Below are 23,498 nucleotides of genomic sequence, written 5' to 3' on the forward strand. Positions count from 1 at the left end.
GAGGCTCTCGGAGGGTCACCCGAATACTCTACGACCCGGTTGGCTGAGAGGAAGGGGAGGATTCGGCGACGGACGTCGACGGCGACGAGGCATCCGACCGCCGATCGCCCGTGGAGCGTCGCGGCCGACGCCCCCAGAACGAACGCGGAGTGCCGGGGACGAGCCGTGCCCAGAACGGCGGCTCCTTCTCCTCGACGAGGCCCGCCGGCACGTCGATGTGGAACTCGGCGATCTCCTCCGCCCCCTGATGCACGACCCGGTAGAGCGCCGTGCCGATGAGCACGCCGAGGGCGATCGACATGATCGAGATGAGTGCCTCGGCGAAGTCCTCGTAGCCGCGGGTGGTGCCGATGGCCTCCGTCAGGCCGACGAGGCCGGCGGCTCCGGGCACCAGCAGCCAGAACGCCGGCAGGAAGGTGAGCTGCGAGGGTGCGCCGTGCCGCAGCGTCGCGACCCACAGCACGACCGGGGTCATCGCGAGGGCCCCGACGAACCCGCTCACGGAGGCGCCGATGAGCGCGCCGCCGACGACCTGGCCGCTGTAGGCGACCAGCAGCACGAGCAGCACCCAGCCGAATGTGCGCGGTGGCGCGGAGAAGTGCAGGTAGTTGCCGATCGCGAAGAGCAGCACCCCGAACACTGCGACCCACCAGGGGAAGACCTCGCCGGAGTCGAGCGGCACGTACGAGGAGCTGGCGACCCCGACGAGCGTGCCCGCCGCGAGGATTCCGAAGGCGAGCAGCGAGAGCTGCACGAGCCCGAACACGAGACGGGAGGCACCCGCGAGCATCTGGCCCGCCGCGAGCTCGACGACCGCGGTCGTCAGCACCCCGCCGGGGAGGAAGGTCGCGAGCGGGGCGATGAGCAGCCTGATGGGATCGCCCACCGCGAAGTACGGTGCGATGAGGAACACCGCGGTCGCGCACACGAACGCCGCGAAGACCGGGAAGACGATCTGCAGCGTCGGCGAGCGCACGAGCTTCGCGACGCCGATGAACGCGCCGAGCACGAAGGCGACGAGCGCGCCCTGCCACGTCGGCGCGAGCAGCAGCGCGAGCCCGGTGGTCAGCACGGCATGGCCGAAGGTGCGCACGACCCAGCCGTGCGACGGCTTCATCGCGCCGATCTCGTTCAGCCGGGTGATGCCGTCGAGCGGGGTGACCTCGGCCCGCTTGGCCGCGTCGATCAGGCGGTAGAGCGCCGCGATCTGGTCGAAGCGGAACGAGGCGTTCACCGACGACCGGATCGCGACCCTGCCCGAATCGCCCGCACCCGTCTCGATGAGGATCACGGTCGGCAGCACGACCACGTCGGTGTCGTCGCGCCCGTAGGCGCCCGAGACCTTCACGAGCGTGTCGCGGATCTTGTCGGTCGAGTCGGCGGCCGCGTTCATCCCCTCCGCGAGCCCGAGGAGGAATCTGCGGAGCAGCGCCTGGTCGGCCGCCTCCGCCATCAGACGATGACGAAGGAGAGCGCCACGCCCACGAGGATCGCGACGATGATGTAGACGAGGTTCGGCAGCTGGAACGAGTGGTCGAAGACGAACTTGCCCATCTTGGTCGTGCCGGTCTGGTCGAACGCGACCGTGGCGACCTGGCTGCCGTTCGCGGGCAGCGTGTAGATGCCCATCGCGGCAGGCCAGAGGCCGACGAGCAGCGACGCCGGCAGGCCGATCGTGATGCCGATCGGCACGATCGCATTCGTGGCGCTCGACTGGCTCGTCGTGAGCATCGCGACGAGGAACAGCGCGAGTGCGAAGAGGAGTGCGCCGAGGAACGCCGACGACCCGGAGACGAGCGAGCCGAGACCGTCGACGATGAGCGTGTTGTTCGCGGCGACGAAGGTGTTCGCGAGCCACGCGATGCCGAAGAGGGCGATCGCACCGACCATGCCGGCGGGGAAGGTCGACTGCTTCGGGACATCCGCCGCCTTGACCTTGCAGGTCACGAAGATGAGCGCCGCGATGACGCCCATGATGACCTCGATGATGACGGTGATGCTGACCCGCACGGGGTCGCCCGAGTCATCCGTGCCGATCACCGGGCGGAGGCCTTCGAAGAGGCCGAAGAGCACGATGACGCCGACGCCGGTGAGGAAGATCGACGCCGAGAGCACGGCGCTGCGCGGCAGCTTCTTGTCTGTGTCGACCACGACGGCCGGCTTCACGAGGTGCTCGGCGACGCGGCGCTGGAACTCGGGGTCGTCCTCGAGGTCCTTGCCGTGCTTCACCATGACGAGCGCGGCGATGCCGAGGCCGATGATCGAGGCGGGCCACATGATGAGCAGCAGCTTGCCGAGGTCGACGCCCTGCGGTGCGAGCAGCACGACCATCGAGGCGGTGGCCGCGGAGACCGGGCTGCAGAGGATGCCGACCTGCGAGGCCACGGCTGAGACCGACAGCGCCCGCTCGGGGCGGATCTTCTGCTGGTACGAGACGTCGTAGATCACGGGGAGCAGCGGGTAGAAGATGTTGCCGGTACCGGCGCCGACGGTGAACAGGAACGACATGGCCGGCGCCAGGAAGACGACCGACTTCGGTCGCTTCTTGATGACCTTCGACGCGATCGAGACCATCCAGTCGATGCCACCGGCGGCTTGCATCACGGATGCCGCGGTGATGACGGTGATGACGATGAACACGGCGTCGACCGGCGCGTTGCCGGGCGCCTCGCCGAAGACGAACACGAGCACCGCGACACCGACGAGGCCCCACACGCCGAGGCCGATCCCGCTCGTGCGGGTGCCCATGTAGATCGCGAGGATGACGACGATCAGTTCGGCGACGAGGATCCAGACGTTGTCGTTCACGACGAGGGTCCCTTCACGATGGGGCCGGTACTGGCCAGCACCTTCGTCGGGAGGGGCGTCTCGACGATCTTCCCGTCGATCGCCTCGACCTTCAGCGCCAGCGGGTCGTCGACGGGGCTGATGGCCGTCACGAACTCGGAGCCCTCGAAGTGCAGCGACTGCAGGTTGCCGACCGCGTAGCCCGTCGCGAGCTCACCGCTCAGCAGGGAGGCGTGGAACAGGGGCTGGCGCTGGTCTTCGGCGTCGTAGTGCGGGCAGAAGCTGCCGTGCAGGAAGCCGAGCCCCTCGGGCAGCACCTGCAGGGTGGGTCCGTAGCTGTCTGTCGTGCCGCCCTCGAACCAGCAGATGCCACCGGCGGAGCCGCCGGTGAAGACCGTGTTCGAGTTCGGGTCCTCCCACATCTCGCGCATGATCTCGTCGAGGCCCTGGCGCTTCCAGACGTCGAGCATGTTGGCGGTGTTGCCGCCGCCGACGTGGATCACGTCGAAGCCCTTCACGAAGCCTGCGAGGTCGTCGACCGCGCGATGGAAGAGGGGCAGGTGATGCGGAGCGCAGCGGTCGGAGTCGTACGTCGTGTAGAAGCTCACGATGTACGCGGCGTCATCGCCGGTCGCCGTGCCGACGAAGAGCACGCGCGGGCGCTCCTTGCCGGTGAGCTTCAGGATGTAGTCGTGCGTCGGGTCGGCCCGACGCTCCATCATCGCTTTGCCTGCGCCGGTCGCAACCACATGCGCCATCGTTCCCCCAAACGTCGAGCCTTCGGGCACACGCTAGCGGGAGATCGTCAGCCGTGTCGAGAGGCGCGACGGCACGCATCGGGATCCCCCCATCCCATCCCGATACGCATGACGAAGGGCCGCCCCGCGGGGTGTCCCTCCCCCGCGCGGCGGCCCTGCAGCGGGACCGTGCATCAGGAAGAGGATTGCCCCTCTTCCGTGCAACGGTCCGGCAATCCGGGGAACGGACCCCCGGAATTCGCGGACCTAGACGGTGCGCGCGAACGTCTCTCGCGGCTGGCGACGGTAACCGTCACGAGCGGTGACGACGATCGAGCCGATGATGGCGGCGACCGAGACGGCGCCGAGAAGCACGATGACACTGAACATGGTGATTCCTTTCGAAGTACGAGCGGGAGATCGAGCGATCGATGCCCCATTGCACGAGTTCGATATCTCAATTGAATCGCGAATGATAGTGCAGCACAAGCTTACGATTCTACAACGACGATGTAGTCTGGCTACATGGACGTGCGGCGATTGGACCTGCTGCGAGAGCTCGCAGAACGCGGCAGCGTGACGGCCGTCGCCGAGGCCACCGGGCGCACGCCGTCGGCGGTGTCGCAGCAGCTCAAGGTGCTCGAGCGCGAGGCAGGGATGCCCCTCACCGAGCGCAGCGGCCGCGGCGTCGTGCTCACGAGCGCCGGGCACGCGCTCGCCCGCAGCGCGGCAGATGTCGCGATCGCCCTCGAGCGCGCGACCGCCCTGTGGGACGAGTTCCGCAACCACCCGAGCGGGGAGGTCTCGCTCCTCACCTTCCCCACGGTCGGTGCGACGCTCCTTCCCGCGGTGCTGACCGACCTCGCGCAGGTCGCCGGGCTCGTCGTGCACGCCACCGACCTCGACCCCGAGCTCGCCGAGTTCGCCGACCTCACCTCCGACTTCGACATCGTGCTCGCGCACACCATGCCGGGAGTGCTGCCGTGGGGCGGCCGCGGCCTGAAGGCCGTGCCGCTGCTCACCGAACCGCTCGACATCGGCCTGCCCGCCGACCACCGCCTGGCCGGGCGAGCGCACCTGACCCCCGCCGATCTCGTCGACGAGACCTGGCTCGGCGTGCCGCCCGGCTTCCCGTTCGAACGCATCCTGCACGCGATCGAGCAGCAGGCGGGCCAGCGGGCGAACGTCAGCCAGCGGTTCAGCGACATGCGCATCATCGAGGCCTTCATCGAGGCGGGCCTCGGCATCGCGTTCGTGCCGCGGTTCACGAGCGGCGCCGTGCCCGATTCGATCGTGTTGAAGCCGCTGCGCGGCGTGGCATCCGCTCGGCAGATCGTGGCGCTGGTGCGGCCGGATGTCGCGGAGCGCCTCGCCGTGCGCACGGTGCTCGACGTGCTCGTGGCGCGCGCCTCGCGGCTCGAGCAGGCGCACGCCACGACCGGTTGAACCGCGCGGATGCCGCTCGGGCCACCTGCTCGGGTCCACCCCTGTCGCTGCGGACCCCGGTCGTCGGTGGTCCCGTGCGACACGAAGGGTCCCGAGCTGCGAAGTAGACTCCCCGTTCATGAGCGATGACGCGATCCTGTTCGAAGTCGAGGGTGGGCTCGCCCGCCTCACCCTCAACCGGCCGAGTCGGCTGAACGCCGTCGACCCCGAGGCGATCCGTCGCTGGCAGAGCCTCGCCCATGAGATCGCCGAGCGCGACGACATCGGCGCCGTGCTCTTCGACGCCAACGGCCGGGCGTTCTGCGCGGGGGGCGACGTGCGGGCGATGTCCGAGCTGGCAGCCGCTGCCGAGTCGAGCGGCGAGGAGTCCGCCGCCGCGACGATCACGGCGCTCGCCGACGCGATCCACGACGGCCACCGCACGCTCCGCGAGAGCTCCAAGCCGATCGTCGCCGCCGTGCAGGGTCCGGTCGCGGGCGGCGGGCTCGGCTTCATGCTCGTCGCCGACCTCATCGTCGCCTCCGAGCACGCGACGTTCGCGAGCCGGTATGCGGATGTCGCGCTCACGCCCGACTGCGGCGTCAGCACCCTGCTGCCCGAGGCCGTCGGAACCCGGCGTGCGCTCGAGCTCACGCTGACCTCGCGCACCCTCACCGCCGCCGAGGCGCTCGACTGGGGACTCGTCGCCGAGGTCGTGGCCGCCGACCGGCTCGAGGCACGAGCCCGCGAGGTCGCGCAATCCTGGATCGATGGAGCCACCGCCGCCTTCGGACAGGCGAAGCGCCTCGTGCGCTCAGGCCTGAGCCGCGACTTCCAGGTCGCCCTCGACGACGAGGCGCGCACGATCGGCGCAGCCTTCGCGACGCCCGAGGCGAGCGCCCGGATCGCGGCGTTCGGGCGATCGAACCGATCGAGCTAGGCGAGCGCCCGCTTCGCAGCGTCCGGCCGTTCGAGCTGGCCGCGGCTCGCCTGCACCCGAAGCGCTCGGACGAGCTGCTCGACCGTCGGCGCGCCGGCGAGGCCGGGTGGGCCCGATGCTCGACCGGCGCCTGACCTAGTCGTGCTGCGGGAACCCCAGGTTCAGCCCGCCGTGGCTCGGGTCGAGCCAGCGCGACGTGACCGCCTTCTCCTGCGTGAAGAAGTCGAAACCGCGCGCGCCGTAGGCCTTGGCATCGCCGAAGAGGGAGTCCTTCCAGCCGCCGAACGAGTGGTACGCGACCGGCACGGGGATCGGCACGTTGATGCCGATCATGCCGACCGTCACCTCGCGCTGGAACCGCCGGGCGGCCCCGCCGTCGTTCGTGAAGATCGCCGTGCCGTTGCCGTAGGGCGAGGCGTTGATCACCTCGAGCCCCTCCTGGTAGCCGTCGACGCGCACGATCCCGAGCACCGGCCCGAAGATCTCGTCGCGATAGACGGATGACTCGAGCGAGACCTTGTCGACGAGGGTCGGGCCGAGCCAGAACCCGGCGTCGTCTCCGTCGATCGGCGTCTCGCGACCGTCGACCACGACCGTCGCACCGTCGGTCTTCGCGACGTCGAGGTAGCCGACGACCTTGTCGCGGTGCTCGCGGGTGATGAGCGGCCCCATGTCGCAGCCGCGGGTGCCGTCGCCGGTGGTGAGCCGCGACATCCGCTCGCTGATCTTGGCGACGAGCTCGTCGGCGACCGAGTCGACCGCGAGCACGACCGAGACCGCCATGCAGCGCTCCCCCGCCGAGCCGAAGCCGGCGTTGACCGCAGCGTCGGCCGCGAGGTCGAGGTCGGCGTCGGGCAGCACGAGCATGTGGTTCTTCGCTCCGCCGAGGGCCTGCACGCGCTTGCCGTTCGCGGTCGCGGTCGCGTAGATGTACTTCGCGATCGGGGTCGAGCCGACGAACGAGATCGAACGCACGACGGGGTGTTCGAGCAGCGCGTCGACGGCCACCTTGTCGCCGTGCACGACGTTCAGCACGCCGTCGGGCAGCCCGGCCTCCTGCATGAGCCGGGCGAGCCAGATCGCCGCCGACGGGTCCTTCTCGGAGGGCTTCAGCACGACCGTGTTCCCGGTCGCGATCGCGAGCGGGAAGAACCACAGCGGCACCATCGCCGGGAAGTTGAACGGGCTGATGATGCCGACGACGCCCACGGGCTGCTTCGTCGAGTACACGTCGATGCCGGTCGACACGTTCTCGGAGTACTCGCCCTTGGTGTAGCCCGGCATCGCGCACGCGAGCTCGACGACCTCGAGGCCGCGGGCGATCTCGCCGGCCGCGTCGGAGAGCACCTTGCCGTGCTCGCTCGTGAGGATCGCGGCGAGCTCGCCGCTGCGGGCGTTGAGCAGCTCGCGGAAGGCGAACATCACCTGCTGGCGCTTGGCGATCGAGGTGTCGCGCCACGCGGGGAACGCGCGGGCCGCCGCTGCCACGGCCGCGTCGACGTCGTCGGTCGACGCGAAGCGCACGCGCTTCTGCTCGACGCCGCGGGCCGGGTTGTAGACGGGGCCGCTGCGGGCCGAGTCGCCGGCGACGGATGCCCCGTCGATCCAGTGCTCGATCGTGACGAGCTCGCCCTCGAGCGGTTGGGTCTCGGCGAGCGATGCAGCCGTTCGGCCCGTCCGGTCGTTCTGGTCTGCCTGCTGTGTCTGGTCTGTCTGGCTCATGGGTCAGCCCTCTCCTTCGAGTGCGGTGCGGAAGACGTCGTCGTAGATCGCCATCGCGTCGGCGACCTCGTCGGCCGTGACGACGCACGGCGGAACGACGTGGATGCGGTTGTCCTGCACGAACGGCAGGAGCCCGCGCTCGACGAGCGCGGACTTGAGACGGCCCATCGCCGCCGCGGGGAGCGGCTCGCGGGTCGCGGGGTCGGCGACCAGCTCGATCGCCCAGAACACGCCCTCGCCGCGTACCTCGCCGATCATGGCGTGCCGCCCGGCGAGTTCGACGAGCGCCGGGCCGATGACCGTCGCGCCGATCTCGCGGGCGTGGTCGACGATGCCCTCCGACGCCATCGCGTCAAGCGCGGCGACGATCGAGGCCATCGCGAGCGGATGCCCCGAGTAGGTGAGCCCGCCGGGGAACACGCGGTCGTCGAACGTCGCTGCGATCGGGTCGGAGATGATCACGCCGCCGACCGGCACGTAGCCCGAGTTCACGCCCTTCGCGAAGGTGATGAGGTCGGGTCGCACGTCGTAGCCGTCGAAGGCGAACCAGCGGCCGGTGCGGCCGAACCCGGCCATCACCTCGTCGAGGATCAGGAGGATGCCATGCCGGTCGCAGAGCTCGCGCACGCCGGCGAGGTATCCGGGCGGCGGCACGAGGATGCCGGCGGTGCCGGGGATCGTCTCGAGCAGCACCGCGGCGATCGACGAGGGCCCTTCGGCCTCGATCACCCGGCGGAGGTGCTGCAGCGCCCGTTCGGACTCCTGCTCGGGCGTCGTCGCCCAGAACTCGGAGCGGTAGAGATAGGGCCCGAAGAAATGCACGTGACCCCGGGCGAACTCGTTGGGGATGCGGCGCCAGTCGCCCGTCGAGACGATGGCCGCACCCGTGTTGCCGTGGTACGAGCGGTAGGTCGAGAGCACCTTGTCACGGCCAGTGTGCAGGCGCGCCATGCGGATCGCGTTCTCGTTGGCGTCGGCGCCGCCGTTGGTGAAGAACACCTTGCGGAATCCGGATGGCGCGCGCTCGACGATGCGCTTGGCGGCCTCGCCGCGGGCGAGGTTCACGGTCGACGGGGCGACCGTGGTGAGGAGCTCGGCCTGCTCCCGGATCGCCTGCACCACCGAAGGGTGCTGGTGTCCGATGTTGACGTTCACGAGCTGGCTCGAGAAGTCCAGATACTCACGGCCCGCGTGATCCCAGACCCGGCTGCCGCGACCGCTCGCGATCACGAGGCCCGACGGATTCGCCTGCGCCGACCAGGAGTGGAAGACATGCTCGCGGTCGAGCGCGCGAGCGAGCTCGTCGAGGCCGTCGGTGAGGCTGCCTCCGGTGTTCGTGTCGGTCATGGCTTCGGTGCCTTCCTGTCCGTTCCGTTCGGTGAGTCGGATGCCGCGGGGTGGATGCCGCGCGGCCGGCCGGTGTGCGCCGACCACGCGGCATCCGCTCGCTAGTTGCCGCCCTCGGTGAGTTCGACCTCGATCGGTTCGAAGCCTTCGCCGGTGACGTCGACGCCGTCGGCCTTCAGCTCGTCGAGCGCCTTCGTGATCCACTCGTTCGACCAGGCCGACGCCGGCGGCTCCTCGGTGATGGGGCTCGCGCCCGACTCGTTCACTGCGCTGAGCGCGCCCTTCACGGTCGCGTCCCACGCGGACTCGTCGATCATGCCGATGCCGTCGGGTGCCGGCCAGATGAGCTTGTTCGTCTCGTTGACCATCCAGAGCTCGTGGCTCGGCCCCCAGCCGGAGCCCTCGGCGATCGTGATCTCCGACGCCTCCTCGGGGTTCTCCGCGGCGTAGATCCAGCCCTTGATGACGGCCTTCAGGAACGCGACCGTCGTGTCCTGGTAGGCCTCATCGCTCTCGAGGCGCTCGGTGTCGGCCCAGATCGCGTCCTGCAGCATCGCGCCGACCGTGTCCTGGTACGAGATGACGTTGAAGTCCTCGGGCTGGTAGAGCTCGCCCGTGTCGGGGTTCGGCGTCTCGAGCAGCTGCGCGTACTCGTTGTAGGTCATCGCCTGGGCCGCGTCGATGTCGCCCTGCAGGAAGGCGTTCATGTTGAAGTCCTGCGTGATGATCTGCACGGTCGAGGAGTCGAGGCCCTCCGCGGCCATCGCCGCGAAGATCTCCCACTCGTTGCCGAAGCCCCACGAGCCGATCTTCTTGCCTTCGAAGTCGGCGACGGAGTCGATGCCCGAGTCGGCCCACGAGACCTGCAGGGTGCCCGACTTCTGGAAGATCTGGGCGATGTTGGTGAGGTTCGCGCCCTGCTCGATCGAGCCGAGCACCTTCGGCACCCAGGCGATCGCGTAGTCGACGTCGCCGTTGGCGAGCGCGTCCTGGGGCACGATGTCGCCGCCCGAGGGGATGATCTCGACGTCCAGCCCCTCCTCTTCGAAGTAGCCCTGGTCGACGGCCGCGAAGTAGCCGGCGAACTGGCCCTGCGGCAGCCACTGGAGCTGGAGCTTCACCGAGGTGAGGTCGCCGGAGCCCGACGCGTCGTCGGATGCGCCGTCGGACCCGTCGCCGGAGCCCGAGCATGCGGTGAGGACGAGCGCCGCCGAGACGGCGAGCGCGCCGCCGATCGTCGCGAAGCGACGTCTGCTGTGGTTCATGTCGGTCCTTTCGTGGTGCGGTGCGGTGGTGGTGCGGTTCCGTCCGGGCGAGCCCGGGGGTCTGGAGTCAGGGGCTGCGCTGCTCCCGCGGGCCGCGACGCTGCAGCAGCCGTTCGAGGCCGAGTGTCGCGAGGTAGAAGAGGAGGCCGAGGGCGATGGATGCCACGACGTACGCCCAGGCCCGCGCATAGGCGCTCGATGCGGCCGACGTCGAGATGAGCCCGCCGAGCCCGCCGCGCGGCCCGCCGAAGTACTCGGCCACGAGTGCGGAGATCACGGCGAGCGACGAGGCGATGCGGATGCCGGTGAGGATGAATGGCCGCGCGGTCGGCAGGGTGAGCGCGCGCAGCACCTGGCCGGAGCTCGCGGCGTACGCCTTCATCAGGTCGCGATGCACGGGCGTCGTCTGCCGGAACCCGCGGAGGGTGTTGATGAAGACCGGCACGAACGAGGCGAGTGCGGCGATCGCCTGGCGCCCGAACTGGCTGTCGGCGCCGAACATCGAGTTCAGCACCGGGGCCAGGGCGACGATCGGGATGACGGCGAGCGAGGCGACGACGGGCGCGCTCATCTGGTCGATCGGCCGCCACCTCGCGGCGAGCGCGGCGACCGCGATGCCGAAGATCGAACCGACGAGAAGGCCGAGCAGGGCGTTGGTGCCCGTGAGCAGTGTCGCCTGCACGACCGACGGCCAGTAGGCGATGAGCTCCTCGACGATCGACGCGGGGCTCGGCAGCAGGTAGTCGCTGACGCCCACGACGCTCACGAGGAACTGCCACAGGCCCAGCACGATGAGGCCGACCGAGATCGGGGCGACGATGCGCAGCGTCGTCTCGGTGCGGGGGCTCATGCCCGTTCGCGCGACGACGGTCGACATCAGCGGTTCTCCACTCCGCGCGCGCCCGCCGAGACCGGCGAGCCGCCGTGCAGCGCCTCGCGCACCGCGGTGACCATGTCGAAGAAACCGCGCTCCTCGCGGAGCTCCTCGGTGCGGGCGGCCCGTTGCGCGTCGGCGCCGAGGCGCATCGGCACGATCTCCTGGATGCGGCCGGGGCGGGGCGACATCACGACGACCCGATCGGAGAGGAACACCGCCTCGGGGATGGAGTGCGTCACGAAGACGACGGCCGCCCCGGTCTCGGCCGAGATGCGCACGAGTTCGGTCTGCATCTTCTCGCGCGTCATCTCGTCGAGCGCGCCGAACGGCTCGTCCATGAGCAGCAGCCGCGGCTGCTCGGCGAGCGCACGGGCGATCGCCACGCGCTGCTGCATGCCGCCCGAGAGCTGGTCGGGGTAGCGGTCGGCGAAGTCGGAGAGCCCGACCATGTCGAGCAGTTCGGCCACACGGGCACTGCGAGCAGCGGAGGCCGCACCGTGCAGTTCGAGCGGCAGCGCGACGTTGCCCGCGACCGTGCGCCACGGCAGGAGGCCCGCCTGCTGGAACGCGATGCCGTACTCCTGGTCGAGCCGCGCCTGCTTCGCCGTCTTGCCGAACACGGAGACCCGGCCGGCACTCGGTTGGTCGAGATCGGCCACGAGGCGCATGAGCGTGGACTTGCCGCAGCCGCTCGGGCCGATGAGCGAGACGAACTCGCCGGGCGCGACCGTAAGGTCGACCGCGTCGAGCGCCTGCACCTGGCCGGATCGGGTCTCGAAGACCTTGTCGACCCCGCTGATCTCGACTGCGCCGACCTGCACCCCTGCGGGCGTCTCGTCCGTCATGCCGCCTCCTCCGTTCGTCGGTAGTTCCTGAGGATCACGCCGAGGAGCGCGACCGACCCAGCGGCCACGAGCCCGAGCACGATCGAGCCGAAGATCGGCCCCCACGCCTTCGCCGGGTCGCCCGACGCCTGCCCCGCGAACTGGATCAGGATGCGGCCGATGCCGCCCTGCAGGCCCGTCGACACCTCGGCCACGACGGCGCCGATCACCGCGTTCGCGGCACCGAGCCGGAGCGCGGGCAGCAGGTAGGGCACGGATGCCGGGAAGCGGAGCTTCACGAGCGTCTGCCAGTAGCCGGCGGCGTAGGTCTGCATGAGCTCGGTGTGGATCCGGTCGGGAGACTGCAGTCCCTTCAGGGCTCCGATCGCGATCGGGAAGAAGGCGAGGTAGCTCGCGATGAGGGCGACCGACATCCAGTCCTGCCACTCGAACGAGCCGATCTCGACGCGCGAGCCCCAGCTCTTCACGACGGGCGCGAAGGCGATGAGCGGCACGGTCTGGCTGAGCACGATCCACGGCAGCAGTCCCCACTCCGCGATGCGCCAGCGCTGCATCACGAGTGCGAGGCCGATGCCGACGACGACCCCCACGAGCCATCCGGCCGCGGCGATGCCGAGCGTCGTGAGCGCGGCGAGCGCGACGACGCTCCAGAGCGGCAGCGCGTCGTCGGCCCGGGTCACCGGCGCGGCGAGGCGCGCGCCCATGTCCCAGACGTGGGGCATCGCGAGGTCGGTCGTGCGCGGCAGCACCCGGAGGCCGCCGAGCACCACGCCGTCGGCCGGCCCCAGCAGCTTGTAGCCCTCCCACACGAGCGCGATGACGAGGATGCCGGCGAGGCCCCATGCCCAGCGGCCGAGCTCCCGGCCCGCCCGCCCGAGGCGACGCGGCGCACGCGGGCCCGACGCCGGCGCCGCGGCATCCGTCGCCCTCGTCTCGCGCACGCCGGTCTCGATCATGCCTTCGCCGTGAGGTGCTCGGAGAGCGCCGGGATCACGGTCTCGCCGTAGACCCGCAGCGTCTCCTCCTTGTTGTCGTGCTGGAGGTAGCCGGCGAACTGGTCGACGCCGAGCGCCTTCAACCGCTCGAGCTTCTCGATGTGCTGGTCTGCGGTGCCGAGCACGCAGAACCGGTCGACGATCTCGTCGGGCACGAAGCTCGTGTGCACGTTGCCTGCGCGGCCGTGCTCGTTGTAGTCGTAGCCCTCGCGGGCCTTGATGTAGTCGGTGAGCGCATCGGGCACGGCGCCGTGCGCGCCGTACTTCGCGACGATGTCGGCGACGTGGTTGCCGACCATGCCGCCGAACCAGCGGCACTGATCGCGCATGTGCTCCCAGTCGTCGCCGATGTACATGGGCGCGGCGACGCAGAACTTGATCGACATCGGGTCGCGCCCGGCGGCCTCCGCCGCGTCGCGCACGTGCTTGATCATCCACTCGGCGATGTCGACGTCGGCGAGCTGCAGGATGAATCCGTCGCCCACCTCGCCCGTGAGCTTCAGCGCCATCGGGCCGTACGCGGCGACCCACACCTCGAGCTCCGAACCGTGACTCCACGGGAACTGGAGCTGCGAGCCGTGGTACTCGACCGGGCGGGAGTTGGCGAGCTCGCGGATCACGTGGATCGCCTCGCGGAGCTCGGCGATCGTCGTCGGCCTGCCGTTGGTGACGCGCACCGCCGAGTCGCCGCGGCCGATGCCGCAGACCGTGCGGTTGCCGTACATCTCGTTGAGGGTCGCGAAGATCGACGCCGTCACCGTCCAGTCGCGCGTCGCCGGGTTGGTGACGAACGGCCCCACCTTGACCTTGCGGGTCTCGGCGAGGATCTGGCTGTAGATGACGTAGGGCTCCTGCCAGAGCAGGTGCGAGTCGAAGGTCCACACGTGCGTGAACCCGTGGTTCTCGGCGAGCTTCGCGAGCTGGATGGTGCGCGATGCCGGGGGGTTGGTCTGCAGGACCGCTCCGAATTCCATCCGTGCTCCCTTCCTTCGTGTCGGGTTTTGCGTCGGCGCGGCGCCGGCGTCAGATGAGGTACTGGCTCAGGCCGCGCTTCAGGAACCGGCCGTCGCCCTTCGCGCCGAGGTACTGGTCGCCGTCGACGATGACCTTGCCGCGGCTGAGGACCGTGTCGACGTGGCCGTCGATCTCGTAGCCCTCCCACGCGGAGTAGTCCATGTTCATGTGGTGGGCCCGCCCCGTAGGGGCACCGGATGAATCCAGTGCGAGGCCGATCGAGGTGTGGCCGTTCGGGTCGTAGACGACGATGTCGGCGTCGGCGCCCGGCTGGATCACGCCCTTGGTGCCGTACAGGCCGAACATGCGGGCGGGCGTCGTGCTCGTGAGCTCAACCCAGCGCTCGAGGGTGATCTCGCCCGTGACGACGCCCTGGTACATGAGGTCCATGCGGTGCTCGATCGATCCGATGCCGTTCGGGATCTTGCGGAAGTCGCCGAGGCCGAGCTCCTTCTGGTCCTTCATGCAGAACGGGCAGTGGTCGGTCGAGACCATCTGGAGGTCGTTCGTGCGCAGCGCCTGCCACATCGAGTCCTGGTGGCCCTCTTCACGAGAGCGGAGCGGCGTCGAGCAGACCCACTTCGCCCCCTCGAACGAGCCCCACTGCTCGCCCTTGGCGCCCAGTTGGTCTTCGAGGCTGAGGTAGAGGTACTGCGGGCAGGTCTCGCCGTAGACGTTCTGGCCCTTGTCGCGCGCCCAGGCGAGCTGCTCGACGGCCTGCTTCGCCGACACGTGCACGATGTAGAGCGGGGCGCCGGTGAGCTTCGCGAGCATGATCGCGCGGTGCGTGGCCTCCTCCTCCATCTCCCAGGCGCGGGCGACGCCGTGGTAGAACGGGTCGGTACGGCCCTGCTCGACGAGCTGGGCGGCGAGCACGTCGATCGCCGGGCCGTTCTCGGCGTGCATCATCGTGAGCATGCCGGTGTCCCGCGACACCTGCATGGCCTTCAGGATCTGGGCGTCGTCGGAGTAGAAGACGCCCGGGTAGGCCATGAACATCTTGAAGCTCGTGATGCCCTCGTCGGGCAGCCGCCGCAGTGTCGCGAGCGACGCCTCGTTCACGTCGCCGACGATCTGGTGGAAGCCGTAGTCGATCGCGCAGTTGCCGGCCGCCTTCTCGTGCCACGCCGCGAGCCCGTCTTCGATGCGCTGCCCGTAGGTCTGCACCGCGAAGTCGATGATCGAGGTCGTGCCGCCCCATGCGGCCGCACGGGTGCCGGTCTCGAAGGTGTCGGATGCCTCGGTGCCGCCGAACGGCAGCTGCATGTGGGTGTGCGCGTCGATGCCGCCGGGGATGACGTACCTGCCGGTGGCGTCGATCACCCGGTCGACGGATGCCGCGACATCCGTGCCGAGCAATGCGGCACCCGGCTCGAGCACGGCGCGGATCGTCTCGCCGTCGACGAGCACATCGGCGGCGCCGCGACCGGTCGCACTCACGACGGTGCCGCCGGTGATGAGGGTGGTGGTCATGTTCGCTCCTTCGCGTGGCTCGTCGGGTTACGGCTTGGGGATGGAGGTGTAGGAGTCGGGGCGGCGGTCGCGGTAGAACTGCCAGGCGTTGCGCACGTTGCGGATCATGTCGAGGTCGAGGTCGCGCACGACGACCTCTTCGCCGGACTCCGAGCCGTACTCGCCGACGATGTTGCCCTGCGGGTCGACGAACTGGCTCTTGCCGTAGAAGTTCACGGCGAGGTCGCCGTACTCGTTGTCCTCGAGGCCGACGCGGTTGGCCGCGGCCACGAAGTAGCCGTTCGCGGCGGCGGCGGCCGGCTGCTCGATCTCCCAGAGGCGGTTCGAGAGACCGGGCTTCGTCGCGTTGGGGTTGAAGACGATCTGCGCGCCGTTCAGGCCGAGCTCGCGCCAGCCCTCGGGGAAGTGCCGGTCGTAGCAGATGTACACGCCGATCGGGCCGACGGCCGTGTCGAACACGGGGTAGCCGAGGTTGCCGGGGCGGAAGTAGAACTTCTCCCAGAACTTGTCGAGGTTCGGGATGTGGTGCTTGCGGTACGAGCCGAGGATCGTGCCGTCGGCGTCGACGACGACGGCGGTGTTGTAGTAGACCCCCGGCTGCTCCTCCTCGTAGATCGGCAGCACCATGACCATGCCGAGCTCCTTCGCGAGCGCGGCGAAGCGCTGCACGATCGGGCCGTCGGCCGGTTCGGCGTAGTCGTAGTACTTCACGTCTTCGGTGATGCCGAAGTACGGGCCGTAGAAGAGCTCCTGGAAGCAGATGACCTGGGCGCCCTGCGCCTTCGCATCGCGGGCGAACTGCTCGTGCTTGTCGAGCATGGACTCCTTGTCGCCGGTCCAGGTCGTCTGCGTGATGGCCGCTCGGACGATCGTCATGTTGCCTCCTGAGTCGGTCGGCGTCATTGCCGTGCACTCGATGGGCGTGGAACAGAGGTGCTCACCGGGTGGTGCTGTGACGCCGAGGCTGTGCTCGCGGACCGCTTCGTCCGGAGCTCCCGAACGGGTGCGCGACCCGTTCTGTTATTGTTCGGCGTGAACATTTCTCTTGTGTTTCACACTGTGACGTTGTGGTTACTTATCTTGTCCCTCACGTCGTGAGGAGGCAATGGTCGTGTCAGGTATTCATGTGAATGGATCACGAATGACGGCGGTTCGGCTGGAGGGCGCGGAGCTCATCGCACTCGCGGAGTTCGGCGAGACGACCCCGCGCGGCATCGCCGGGGTGATCGCGCGGCTCGTGAACTCGGGCGAGCTGGCCGCAGGCACTCGGCTGCCGACCGTGCGGGAGCTCGCCAGCGAGCTCGGCGTCAGCCCGGCGACCGTGAGCCAGGCCTGGCAGGCGCTCTCGCGCACCGGGCTCATCGAGTCGCGCGGGCGTGCCGGCAGCTTCGTGCGGCCGCTCTCGCAGGGCTGGCTGGCCCCCCGAATGCGCGGCATGGCCGCCCCGAACGACCCCGTGCGCCTCGACCTCTCACGCGGCACGCCCGATCCGCTCCTGCTGCCGGCACTCGGCCCGGCGCTCTCCCGGGTGTCGGCGCGCGCCGAGACCGGCAGTTACCAGGCCGAGCCCGTGATCCCGGGGCTCGCCGCCGTACTCGCCGACTCCTGGCCGTCGGACGTCGAGACGATCATGGTCGTCGACGGCGCCCTCGACGCGATCTCGCGCACCCTCGACGAGGTCGTGCGCTACGGCGACCGGGTCGTCGTCGAGAGCCCCGGGTTCCCGCCGTTCCTCGACCTCCTCGACCTGCTCGGCGCCGAAGCCGTGCCGGTCGCGGTCGATGAGGCGGGCATGACACCTGAGGGGCTCGCCCGAGCGCTGCATCAACAGCCCGTCGCAGTGCTGCTGCAGCCGAGGGCGCAGAACCCCACCGGAGCGTCGATGACGCTGGGCCGAGCCGAGGCGCTGGCGCGGGTCATCCGCTCGGCCGAACGGGCCGGCGAGGTCGTCGTCATCGAAGACGACCACTCGGGCATGATCTCGACCGCGGGCGATGTGACGCTCGGCACGTGGCTCCCCGAGCAGGTCGTGCACGTGCGCAGCTTCTCGAAGTCGCACGGTCCCGACCTCCGCATCGCCGCCGTCGGCGGCCCCCGCGACCTCGTCGACCGCATCGCCGCCCGCCGCATGCTCGGCCCGGGCTGGACCTCGCGGATGCTCCAGACGATCCTGCTCGACCTGCTCACCGACGGCACCTCGCTCGACGACGTCGCCGAGGCACGGCGGCAGTACTTCACGAGGCAGCGCGCACTCGGCGACGCCCTCCGGGTGCGCGGCGTTCCGGTTGCGGCCGCCGACGGCGTGAACCTGTGGATGCCGGTGCTCAGCGAGCGCTCGGCGCTCGTGCAGCTCGCGGCGTCGGGCGTGCGAGTGGCGGCGGGCACACCGTTCCTCGCGGCATCGGGCAACGGCGCGGCGGGTGCGGGCAACGGGCGCTCACGCTCCGGCGGCGACTTCGTGCGGGTCACCGTCGGCATGGTGCGCGACGACGTCGACGAGGTCGCCGATGCGCTCGCGACGGCCGCGCAGCACGTGGTGGCGGGCGGGTACTGACCCGGGCGCCTACGCGCCGAGAAGACGCAGGATGTCCCGGAGGCGGGCCGTCTCGGCCGGGCCGAGCGCCTGTTCGATCCTGGCGTTCGCCTCGGCCGACGCCACGACCGCCGCGCGGCAGAACTCGGCGCCCCGCCGACCCAGTCGCACGATCGTGGCGCGCTGGTCGGTCGGGTCGGACTCCGTCGTGACGTACCCGGCCGCGGCGACGGTGCGCACGAGGGCGCTCATCGCCTGGCGGCTGATGCCGGCTCGGGCGGCGAGCGTCGAGACCCGGGTCCCGTCGGGATCGAGCGCGGAGAAGACCGCGACATGCGCCTGGTGCACGTCGCCGAATCCCCGCTCGGCCAGTCGCTCGAAGATCGCAGCCGTCAGCGTCCGCGAGACCGCGCCGATCGTGTGGGTGAGATCGTGGCGGCTGGCCTCCTCGAACTCGCGCAGCGCATCGCCGTACATAGGCAACCTCCTTGACAAGATAGGCAACGGGGTTGACTATTAACGCAACCCGGTTTCCTACCGGCGATCCTCCCAGATTCGAGGTCATCGATGTCAGACACGATCACCGTTCCCGCACTCGGCGACACGCTTCCGGACATTCCGCTGGTCGATGGGACGGGCGCCTCCTCGCGCGTGCTGGACGGCCTCGGCGCCCGCGGCGCGGTCGTCTTCTTCATGCGGTCGAGCACGTGCCCGGTGTGCCGCGCGCACGTGCGCGAGCTGCAGCGGATGTCGGACGCCGGCCTGCTGCGCGGCGCACGCGGAATCGTCATCACCCCGGGCGGTGCGGCCGAGGCCGCTGCCGTCGCCCGGCGCACGACCCTCGGAGTGTTCGCGTCGGGTGAGCATCACCGCGACGTCGGACTCGGCCGGTTCCTCACCCTGCAGCACAGCGGCACCTTCGTCGTCGACGGCACCGGTCGCGTGCTCGCGCAGCGGACGAGCGCGCTGCCGACCGCGAGCTTCTCCCGTCGCGAGATCCTCAGCGCGCTGGAGTGATCGAGGCGCCAGTCACGACCTCGCGCCGCCCGGCACCCTTGCATAGTGGTCGGGGCTCATCGTGAGCTCGGCGTGGCCCGCCGTGATCGAGCGCAGGTCGAGCACGTAGCGGCCGAGTTCGGCCTCCGGCACGTTCGCCACGATGCGCGCCCGACCGTCACCGACGACCTCGGTCGTCGTGACCCGCCCGCGACGGCCCGACAGGTCGGTCAGCACCGTGCCCTGCAGCTCGCTCGGCACCGTGACGGTCACGAGCGAGACCGGCTCGAGCAGCACCGTGCCCGCTTCGGCGAGCGCCGCCTTCACGCCGATCGACGCGGCCGTGCGGAAGGCCATGTCCGACGAGTCGACCGAGTGCGCCTTGCCGTCGACCAGCTCGACCCGCACGTCGACCACCGGATGCCCCTGCGGCCCGCCAGCCGCGAGGGCGTCGCGCGCGCCCTTCTCGACGGCCGGGATGTAGGAACGCGGCACGGCGCCGCCGACGACGGAGTCGACGTACTCGAACCCGCCGCCGAGCGGCAGCGGCGACACTCGCAGCTGCACCACGGCGAACTGGCCGTGGCCGCCCGACTGCTTCTTCAGCCGCCCCTCGACCTCGGCCCGGCCCGCGATCGTCTCCCGGTAGGCGATCGGCGACGGCGAGGTCGTGACGTGCACCCCGAACACGCGGGCGAGCCGCTCGATCGCGACGGCGACGTGCGTGTCGCCGAGCCCTCGGAGGATCGCCGCGCCGCCAGTGCGGTCGATCACGAGCGTGGGATCCTCGGCGACGATGCGGCCGAGCGAGGCCATGAGCTTCTCATCGTCGGACTGGGTCACGGGCTCGAGGCTCACCGCGTACACCGGGTCGCGCCGCGGCAGCGGAGCGGGCTGCGCGGTGCCGTTGGCGCGGGTCCACAGCAGCGTGCCCGACGGCGATCCCGTGAGCTTGGCGACCGCGCCGACGTCACCGGCACGCAGCACGTCGGCGGGCAGGTGCTCGGCTCCTCGCAGCCGGAAGAGCCCGTGCAGCCGCTCGTCGGCACCGGTCGTCGCGTTGGTCAGCCGGTCGCTCGGGTGCACGACGCCCGACAGCACCTTGAACGTCGACACCTGCCCGACGAACGGGTCGGCCACGGTGCGGAAGACGTGCAGCAGGGTCTCGCCGTCGGGGTTCGGGGCGACGGCGACCGCGGTGCCGCCCATCACGATGCGGCTGTCGTGATCGAGCGCCGACGGCGCCAGCGCGCACACGAGATCGGCGACCCGGTCGACGCCGGTGCCGGTCACCGCGGAGCAGACGACCACCGGGATCGCCGCGCCGGTCGCCACTTCGCGGGCGAGGGTGCGCTCGAGGTCGGATGCCGCGGGCTCGCGCCCATCGAGGTACGCCTCGAGCTGCTCGTCGTCGTGCGACACGATCTCCTCGGTCACCTCGACGTGCAGGCGATGCTCCTCGGCCTCGACCGCGGGCGGAAGCGATTCGTCGTGATGACGCCCCGCCTCGTCGTAGACGAGGGCCCGCTCGCTCAGCACGTCAGCGAGCGCCGTGAAGTCGTGCTCCTCGCCGAGCGGCAGCTCGAGCGCCACGAGGCGATCGCCGAACGCCTCGCGCAGCTCGTCGAGCACCCGGCGGAAGTCGGCGCGGGCCTTGTCCTCCTGGGTGATGACGACGATGAGCGGCACCCCCGCCGCCTGCGCAGCGGCCCAGGCGGATCGCGTGCCCGCGGTCACGCCGTCGATCGCGCTCACAGTCAGCACCGCGACATCCGCCACCGCCAGTGCCGTGTCGAGGCCGCCGATGAAATCGGGATGCCCCGGCGCATCGGCGAGGGTCATGGCGTGCTCGCCGCCGTCGGGCGCGGTCCACGCCAGGTGCGCGAGCGAGAGTCCGAGGGACATGCCCCTCGCGATCTCCTCGGGCTCGTGGTCGCCGACGGTCGTGCCCTGCTCGACGCTGCCCGCCCGCGGGATCGCGCCGGCGCGCAGCAGGAGCGCTTCGAGCAGGGTCGTCTTGCCGGAACCCGCTCCGCCCACGAGGGCGACGGTCCGGTGGGTCGGGGTCGATGCCGAGTTCATTGGGCCTCCCGCGCCGGTGCGGTGCTGTCCGTCCAATGGTGTACCCGGCGGGCGATGAGCGCCAGCCCTCGGCGGGCCGCAGTCGGCGGTCAGCCCGGGATGATCCGCACCCCGGCGCGCTCGAGTCCGCGCATGGCCGGCGACGCCGCATCGGCATCGGTCACGACGCCGGCCACCTCGTCGAGCGGCAGCACGCGATAGGTCGAGGCGGCGCCGATCTTCTCGGTGCTCGCGAGCACGTAGGTCTCGGCGGCCGACCGCGCGAGCGCGCGCTTCATCGCCGCCTCCTCGGCGTCGCCGGTCGTGAGGCCCGCCTCGGCGTGCACGCCGGTGACGCCGAGGAAGAACAGGTCGGCGCTGACGTCCCGCAGCGCCTCGACGGCGATCGCGCCGCACGTGACCATCGAGTGCCGGTAGACCCGACCGCCGATGAGCTGCAGCTCGACGTGCTCGTGCTCGGCGAGCGCCACGGCGATCGTCGGGCTGTGCGTGATGACCGTCGCATGCAGCGATCGGGGCAACGCACCCACGAGCGCGAGGGTGCTCGTGCCGCCGTCGAGCAGCACGGTCGCGCCGGGCTCGATGAGGCCCGCTGCGGCCGCCGCGATGCGGTGCTTGCTCTCGGGCTCGATGCGGGTGCGCGCCTCGTACGGCGAGGTGGCCGGCGACGCCGGCAGTGCTCCCCCGTACACGCGTTGGCAGAGGCCCGCCGCCGCGAGTTCGCGGAGGTCGCGGCGGATCGTGTCCTCGGAGATGCCCAGATCAGCCGCGGCATCGGCGGCCACGATTCGGCCGTCGCGCTGCAGCAGTTCGAGCAGCAGTTCACGGCGTTGTGCGGCAAGCATGCACGTTCCTCCTTGTTTCTTTACATTCTTGCACGTTATGGTGGCCGACATGTCGAAACCACTCCTCATCCTCATCGCCGGCCCGTACCGCTCGGGCACCGACGGCGACCCCGCCCGCATCGCCCGCAACCTCGAACGCCTCGAGGAGGCGTCGTGGCCGATCTACGAACGCGGTCACGTGCCGATGATCGGCGAATGGGTCGCGTTGCCGATCCTGCGAGTCGGGTCGACGGATGCCTCGGGCCCCGAGGCATCCCCCGACGACGCCGCGCCCATCGAGGGCGACGTGATGTACACGACCGCCCACCGCCTGCTGCAGCACTGCGACGCCGTGCTGCGCCTCGAGGGCGCCTCGCACGGCGCCGACCAGGACGTGCGGATCGCCGAGGCGCGCGGCATCCCGGTGTACCGCTCGATCGACGAGATCCCGGTGCTCGCCGCCGCCTGATCACCGGACCGCTCATGTCGCACGGGACCGCCGATATCCCGGGCCCGTGCGATACGAGTGGTCCCGAGCCGTCGGCACGATCCGCCGTCGACGTAGGGTGGCTAGGTGCAGATCACGGTGCTCGCGGGCGGAGTCGGAGGCTCGCGCTTCGTGCGCGGCGTGCGCGAGGAGTGCGCCCGTCGCTGGCCCGACGGCGACGGGGGCACCGAGGCATCCATCACCGTGATCGTCAACACGGGCGACGACATCTGGCTCGCGGGCGTGCGCCTCATGCCCGACTTCGACTCGCTCCTCTACTCGCTCGCGGGCGTCAACGACACCGAGCGCGGCTGGGGCCGGGCGGGCGAGACCGAGCGCGTCGCCGCCGAGCTCCGCGAGTGGGGCGTCGGCTGGCCGTGGTTCACCCTCGGCGACCTCGACCTCGGCACGCACCTCGCGCGTACGGCGTGGCTGCGCGAGGGCGCGGCGCCGTCCGAGGTGGCGCGTCGCCTGCAGCTGCGCTGGCCGCTCGGCGTGCACCTCATCCCGGCGACCGACACCGAGGTCGACACCGACGTGCTCGTGGCCGACCCCGACAAGCTCGACGGCGAGCGCGAGATGCACTTCCAAGAGTGGTGGACTCGCTATCGCGCCACCCTCCCCGCGATCGCATTCCGTCAGCGGAATATCGCGGCGGCGCGCCCGGCTCCCGGTGTCGTCGAGGCGATCATCGGGGCCGACATCGTGCTCGTCGCCCCGTCGAACCCGGTCGTCTCGATCGGCACCATCCTCGCCGTCCCCGGCATCCGCGAGGCGCTCGCCGAGACCTCGGCACCCGTCGTCGGCGTCTCGCCGATCATCGGCGGCAAGGTCGTGCGCGGCATGGCCGACGCGTGCCTGCCCGTCATCGGCGTCGAGACGAGCGCCGAGGCGGTCGGCCGGCACTACGGTTCGCGGTCGACGGGCGGCCTGCTCGACGGCTGGCTCGTCGACGAGGCGGATGCCGCGGCGCTCGCGCCCCTCGAGGAGATCGGGCTCACCGCGGCATCCGTGCCCCTCTGGATGCGCGACCTCGACACCTCGGCCGATCTCGCCGGTGCGGCGCTCGATCTCCCGGTCTAGGATGGTGGCCGACCCGCCGATCTGGATCTGATCGGCGTGTGCGGCCCGGCATTGGGCTGCGAGTCC

22 protein-coding genes are annotated in these 23,498 nt (G+C 70.5%); 6 read left to right on the forward strand and 16 right to left on the reverse strand.

Features of this window, described 5'->3' with window-relative positions:
• Positions 1-28 precede the first annotated feature (28 nt).
• From ACFCVM_RS09470 to ACFCVM_RS09485, 4 genes are all read right to left on the reverse strand, one after another.
• Positions 29-1,453 (reverse strand): threonine/serine exporter ThrE family protein, encoded by a 1,425-nt coding sequence (locus ACFCVM_RS09470; RefSeq protein ID WP_375835883.1) that lies wholly within the window; start codon positions 1,451-1,453, stop codon positions 29-31.
• Entirely contained in the window at positions 1,453-2,808 is a 1,356-nt protein-coding gene (locus ACFCVM_RS09475) for an anaerobic C4-dicarboxylate transporter family protein (protein ID WP_375835885.1), read from the reverse strand. The genes ACFCVM_RS09470 and ACFCVM_RS09475 overlap by 1 nt, the downstream gene beginning before the upstream one ends.
• Positions 2,805-3,545, reverse strand: coding sequence for a Type 1 glutamine amidotransferase-like domain-containing protein (locus ACFCVM_RS09480; protein ID WP_375835887.1), 741 nt, complete (start codon positions 3,543-3,545; stop codon positions 2,805-2,807). The genes ACFCVM_RS09475 and ACFCVM_RS09480 overlap by 4 nt, the downstream gene beginning before the upstream one ends.
• 246 nt (positions 3,546-3,791) lie before the next feature.
• Positions 3,792-3,914 (reverse strand): hypothetical protein, encoded by a 123-nt coding sequence (locus ACFCVM_RS09485; protein ID WP_375835889.1) that lies wholly within the window; start codon positions 3,912-3,914, stop codon positions 3,792-3,794.
• A gap of 135 nt (positions 3,915-4,049) precedes the next feature.
• Between ACFCVM_RS09485 and ACFCVM_RS09490 the strand changes: the two genes are divergently transcribed.
• Entirely contained in the window at positions 4,050-4,970 is a 921-nt protein-coding gene (locus tag ACFCVM_RS09490; protein WP_375835891.1) for a LysR family transcriptional regulator, read from the forward strand.
• Between the two features lie 118 nt (positions 4,971-5,088).
• Positions 5,089-5,889 (forward strand): enoyl-CoA hydratase/isomerase family protein, encoded by an 801-nt coding sequence (locus ACFCVM_RS09495; RefSeq protein ID WP_375835892.1) that lies wholly within the window; start codon positions 5,089-5,091, stop codon positions 5,887-5,889.
• Positions 5,890-6,024: 135 nt separating this feature from the next.
• Here ACFCVM_RS09495 and ACFCVM_RS09500 read toward each other — a convergent pair whose 3' ends face one another.
• The 9 genes from ACFCVM_RS09500 to ACFCVM_RS09540 form a co-directional block, all read right to left on the reverse strand.
• The gene (locus tag ACFCVM_RS09500) at positions 6,025-7,611 is read right to left on the reverse strand and encodes a CoA-acylating methylmalonate-semialdehyde dehydrogenase (protein WP_375835893.1); all 1,587 of its coding nucleotides are present in this window, start codon (positions 7,609-7,611) and stop codon (positions 6,025-6,027) included.
• Between the two features lie 3 nt (positions 7,612-7,614).
• The gene (locus tag ACFCVM_RS09505) at positions 7,615-8,958 is read right to left on the reverse strand and encodes an aspartate aminotransferase family protein (RefSeq protein ID WP_375835895.1); all 1,344 of its coding nucleotides are present in this window, start codon (positions 8,956-8,958) and stop codon (positions 7,615-7,617) included.
• A gap of 101 nt (positions 8,959-9,059) precedes the next feature.
• Positions 9,060-10,223, reverse strand: a complete 1,164-nt coding sequence (locus tag ACFCVM_RS09510) for an ABC transporter substrate-binding protein (RefSeq protein WP_375835896.1) — start codon at positions 10,221-10,223, stop codon at positions 9,060-9,062.
• A gap of 67 nt (positions 10,224-10,290) precedes the next feature.
• Entirely contained in the window at positions 10,291-11,100 is an 810-nt protein-coding gene (locus tag ACFCVM_RS09515) for an ABC transporter permease (RefSeq protein WP_375835897.1), read from the reverse strand.
• Positions 11,100-11,945 carry an ABC transporter ATP-binding protein gene (locus tag ACFCVM_RS09520; RefSeq protein WP_375835899.1) on the reverse strand — a complete coding sequence of 282 codons (846 nt, stop codon included), beginning with the start codon at positions 11,943-11,945 and terminating at the stop codon, positions 11,100-11,102. Before ACFCVM_RS09520 ends, ACFCVM_RS09515 begins: the two co-directional genes overlap by 1 nt.
• The gene (locus ACFCVM_RS09525; RefSeq protein ID WP_375835901.1) at positions 11,942-12,901 is read right to left on the reverse strand and encodes an ABC transporter permease; all 960 of its coding nucleotides are present in this window, start codon (positions 12,899-12,901) and stop codon (positions 11,942-11,944) included. The genes ACFCVM_RS09520 and ACFCVM_RS09525 overlap by 4 nt, the downstream gene beginning before the upstream one ends.
• On the reverse strand, positions 12,898-13,914 hold the full coding sequence (locus tag ACFCVM_RS09530) for a TIGR03842 family LLM class F420-dependent oxidoreductase (RefSeq protein WP_375835903.1): 1,017 nt from the start codon (positions 13,912-13,914) through the stop codon (positions 12,898-12,900). The genes ACFCVM_RS09525 and ACFCVM_RS09530 overlap by 4 nt, the downstream gene beginning before the upstream one ends.
• Positions 13,915-13,963: 49 nt before the next feature.
• Positions 13,964-15,427, reverse strand: coding sequence for a dihydropyrimidinase (hydA, locus tag ACFCVM_RS09535; RefSeq protein WP_375835904.1), 1,464 nt, complete (start codon positions 15,425-15,427; stop codon positions 13,964-13,966).
• Between the two features lie 27 nt (positions 15,428-15,454).
• Entirely contained in the window at positions 15,455-16,303 is an 849-nt protein-coding gene (locus ACFCVM_RS09540) for a nitrilase-related carbon-nitrogen hydrolase (RefSeq protein WP_375835906.1), read from the reverse strand.
• A 265-nt stretch (positions 16,304-16,568) separates the two neighbouring features.
• On the opposite strand from ACFCVM_RS09540, the gene ACFCVM_RS09545 reads away from it, so the two are divergent.
• Positions 16,569-17,981: an aminotransferase class I/II-fold pyridoxal phosphate-dependent enzyme gene (locus ACFCVM_RS09545; RefSeq protein WP_375835908.1), complete on the forward strand. Its 1,413-nt coding sequence runs from the start codon at positions 16,569-16,571 to the stop codon at positions 17,979-17,981.
• A gap of 9 nt (positions 17,982-17,990) precedes the next feature.
• Here the strand turns inward: ACFCVM_RS09545 and ACFCVM_RS09550 are convergent, their stop codons facing one another.
• Complete coding sequence (locus tag ACFCVM_RS09550; RefSeq protein WP_375835910.1) at positions 17,991-18,437, reverse strand: MarR family winged helix-turn-helix transcriptional regulator; 447 nt, start codon at positions 18,435-18,437, stop codon at positions 17,991-17,993.
• 90 nt (positions 18,438-18,527) lie between these two features.
• Here ACFCVM_RS09550 and ACFCVM_RS09555 point away from each other — a divergent pair, with 90 nt between their 5' ends.
• Complete coding sequence (locus ACFCVM_RS09555) at positions 18,528-18,977, forward strand: redoxin domain-containing protein (protein WP_375835912.1); 450 nt, start codon at positions 18,528-18,530, stop codon at positions 18,975-18,977.
• A 12-nt stretch (positions 18,978-18,989) separates the two neighbouring features.
• On the opposite strand, the gene ACFCVM_RS09560 is transcribed toward ACFCVM_RS09555, so the two are convergent.
• Complete coding sequence (locus tag ACFCVM_RS09560; protein WP_375835914.1) at positions 18,990-21,038, reverse strand: elongation factor G; 2,049 nt, start codon at positions 21,036-21,038, stop codon at positions 18,990-18,992.
• A gap of 89 nt (positions 21,039-21,127) precedes the next feature.
• Positions 21,128-21,883: a DeoR/GlpR family DNA-binding transcription regulator gene (locus tag ACFCVM_RS09565; protein WP_375835916.1), complete on the reverse strand. Its 756-nt coding sequence runs from the start codon at positions 21,881-21,883 to the stop codon at positions 21,128-21,130.
• Positions 21,884-21,932: 49 nt separating this feature from the next.
• Here ACFCVM_RS09565 and ACFCVM_RS09570 point away from each other — a divergent pair, with 49 nt between their 5' ends.
• Together ACFCVM_RS09570 and cofD are read left to right on the forward strand one after the other, a co-directional pair.
• A complete protein-coding gene (locus ACFCVM_RS09570) occupies positions 21,933-22,331 on the forward strand; it encodes a DUF4406 domain-containing protein (protein WP_375835918.1) in 399 nt (132 codons plus the stop codon).
• 105 nt (positions 22,332-22,436) lie between these two features.
• Positions 22,437-23,432, forward strand: a complete 996-nt coding sequence (gene cofD, locus ACFCVM_RS09575) for a 2-phospho-L-lactate transferase (protein ID WP_375835919.1) — start codon at positions 22,437-22,439, stop codon at positions 23,430-23,432.
• Positions 23,433-23,498 lie beyond the last annotated feature (66 nt).

Origin of the sequence: Agromyces sp. NPDC056389, assembly GCF_042262385.1 — a bacterium.
In the GTDB taxonomy this organism is placed as follows: domain Bacteria; phylum Actinomycetota; class Actinomycetes; order Actinomycetales; family Microbacteriaceae; genus Agromyces.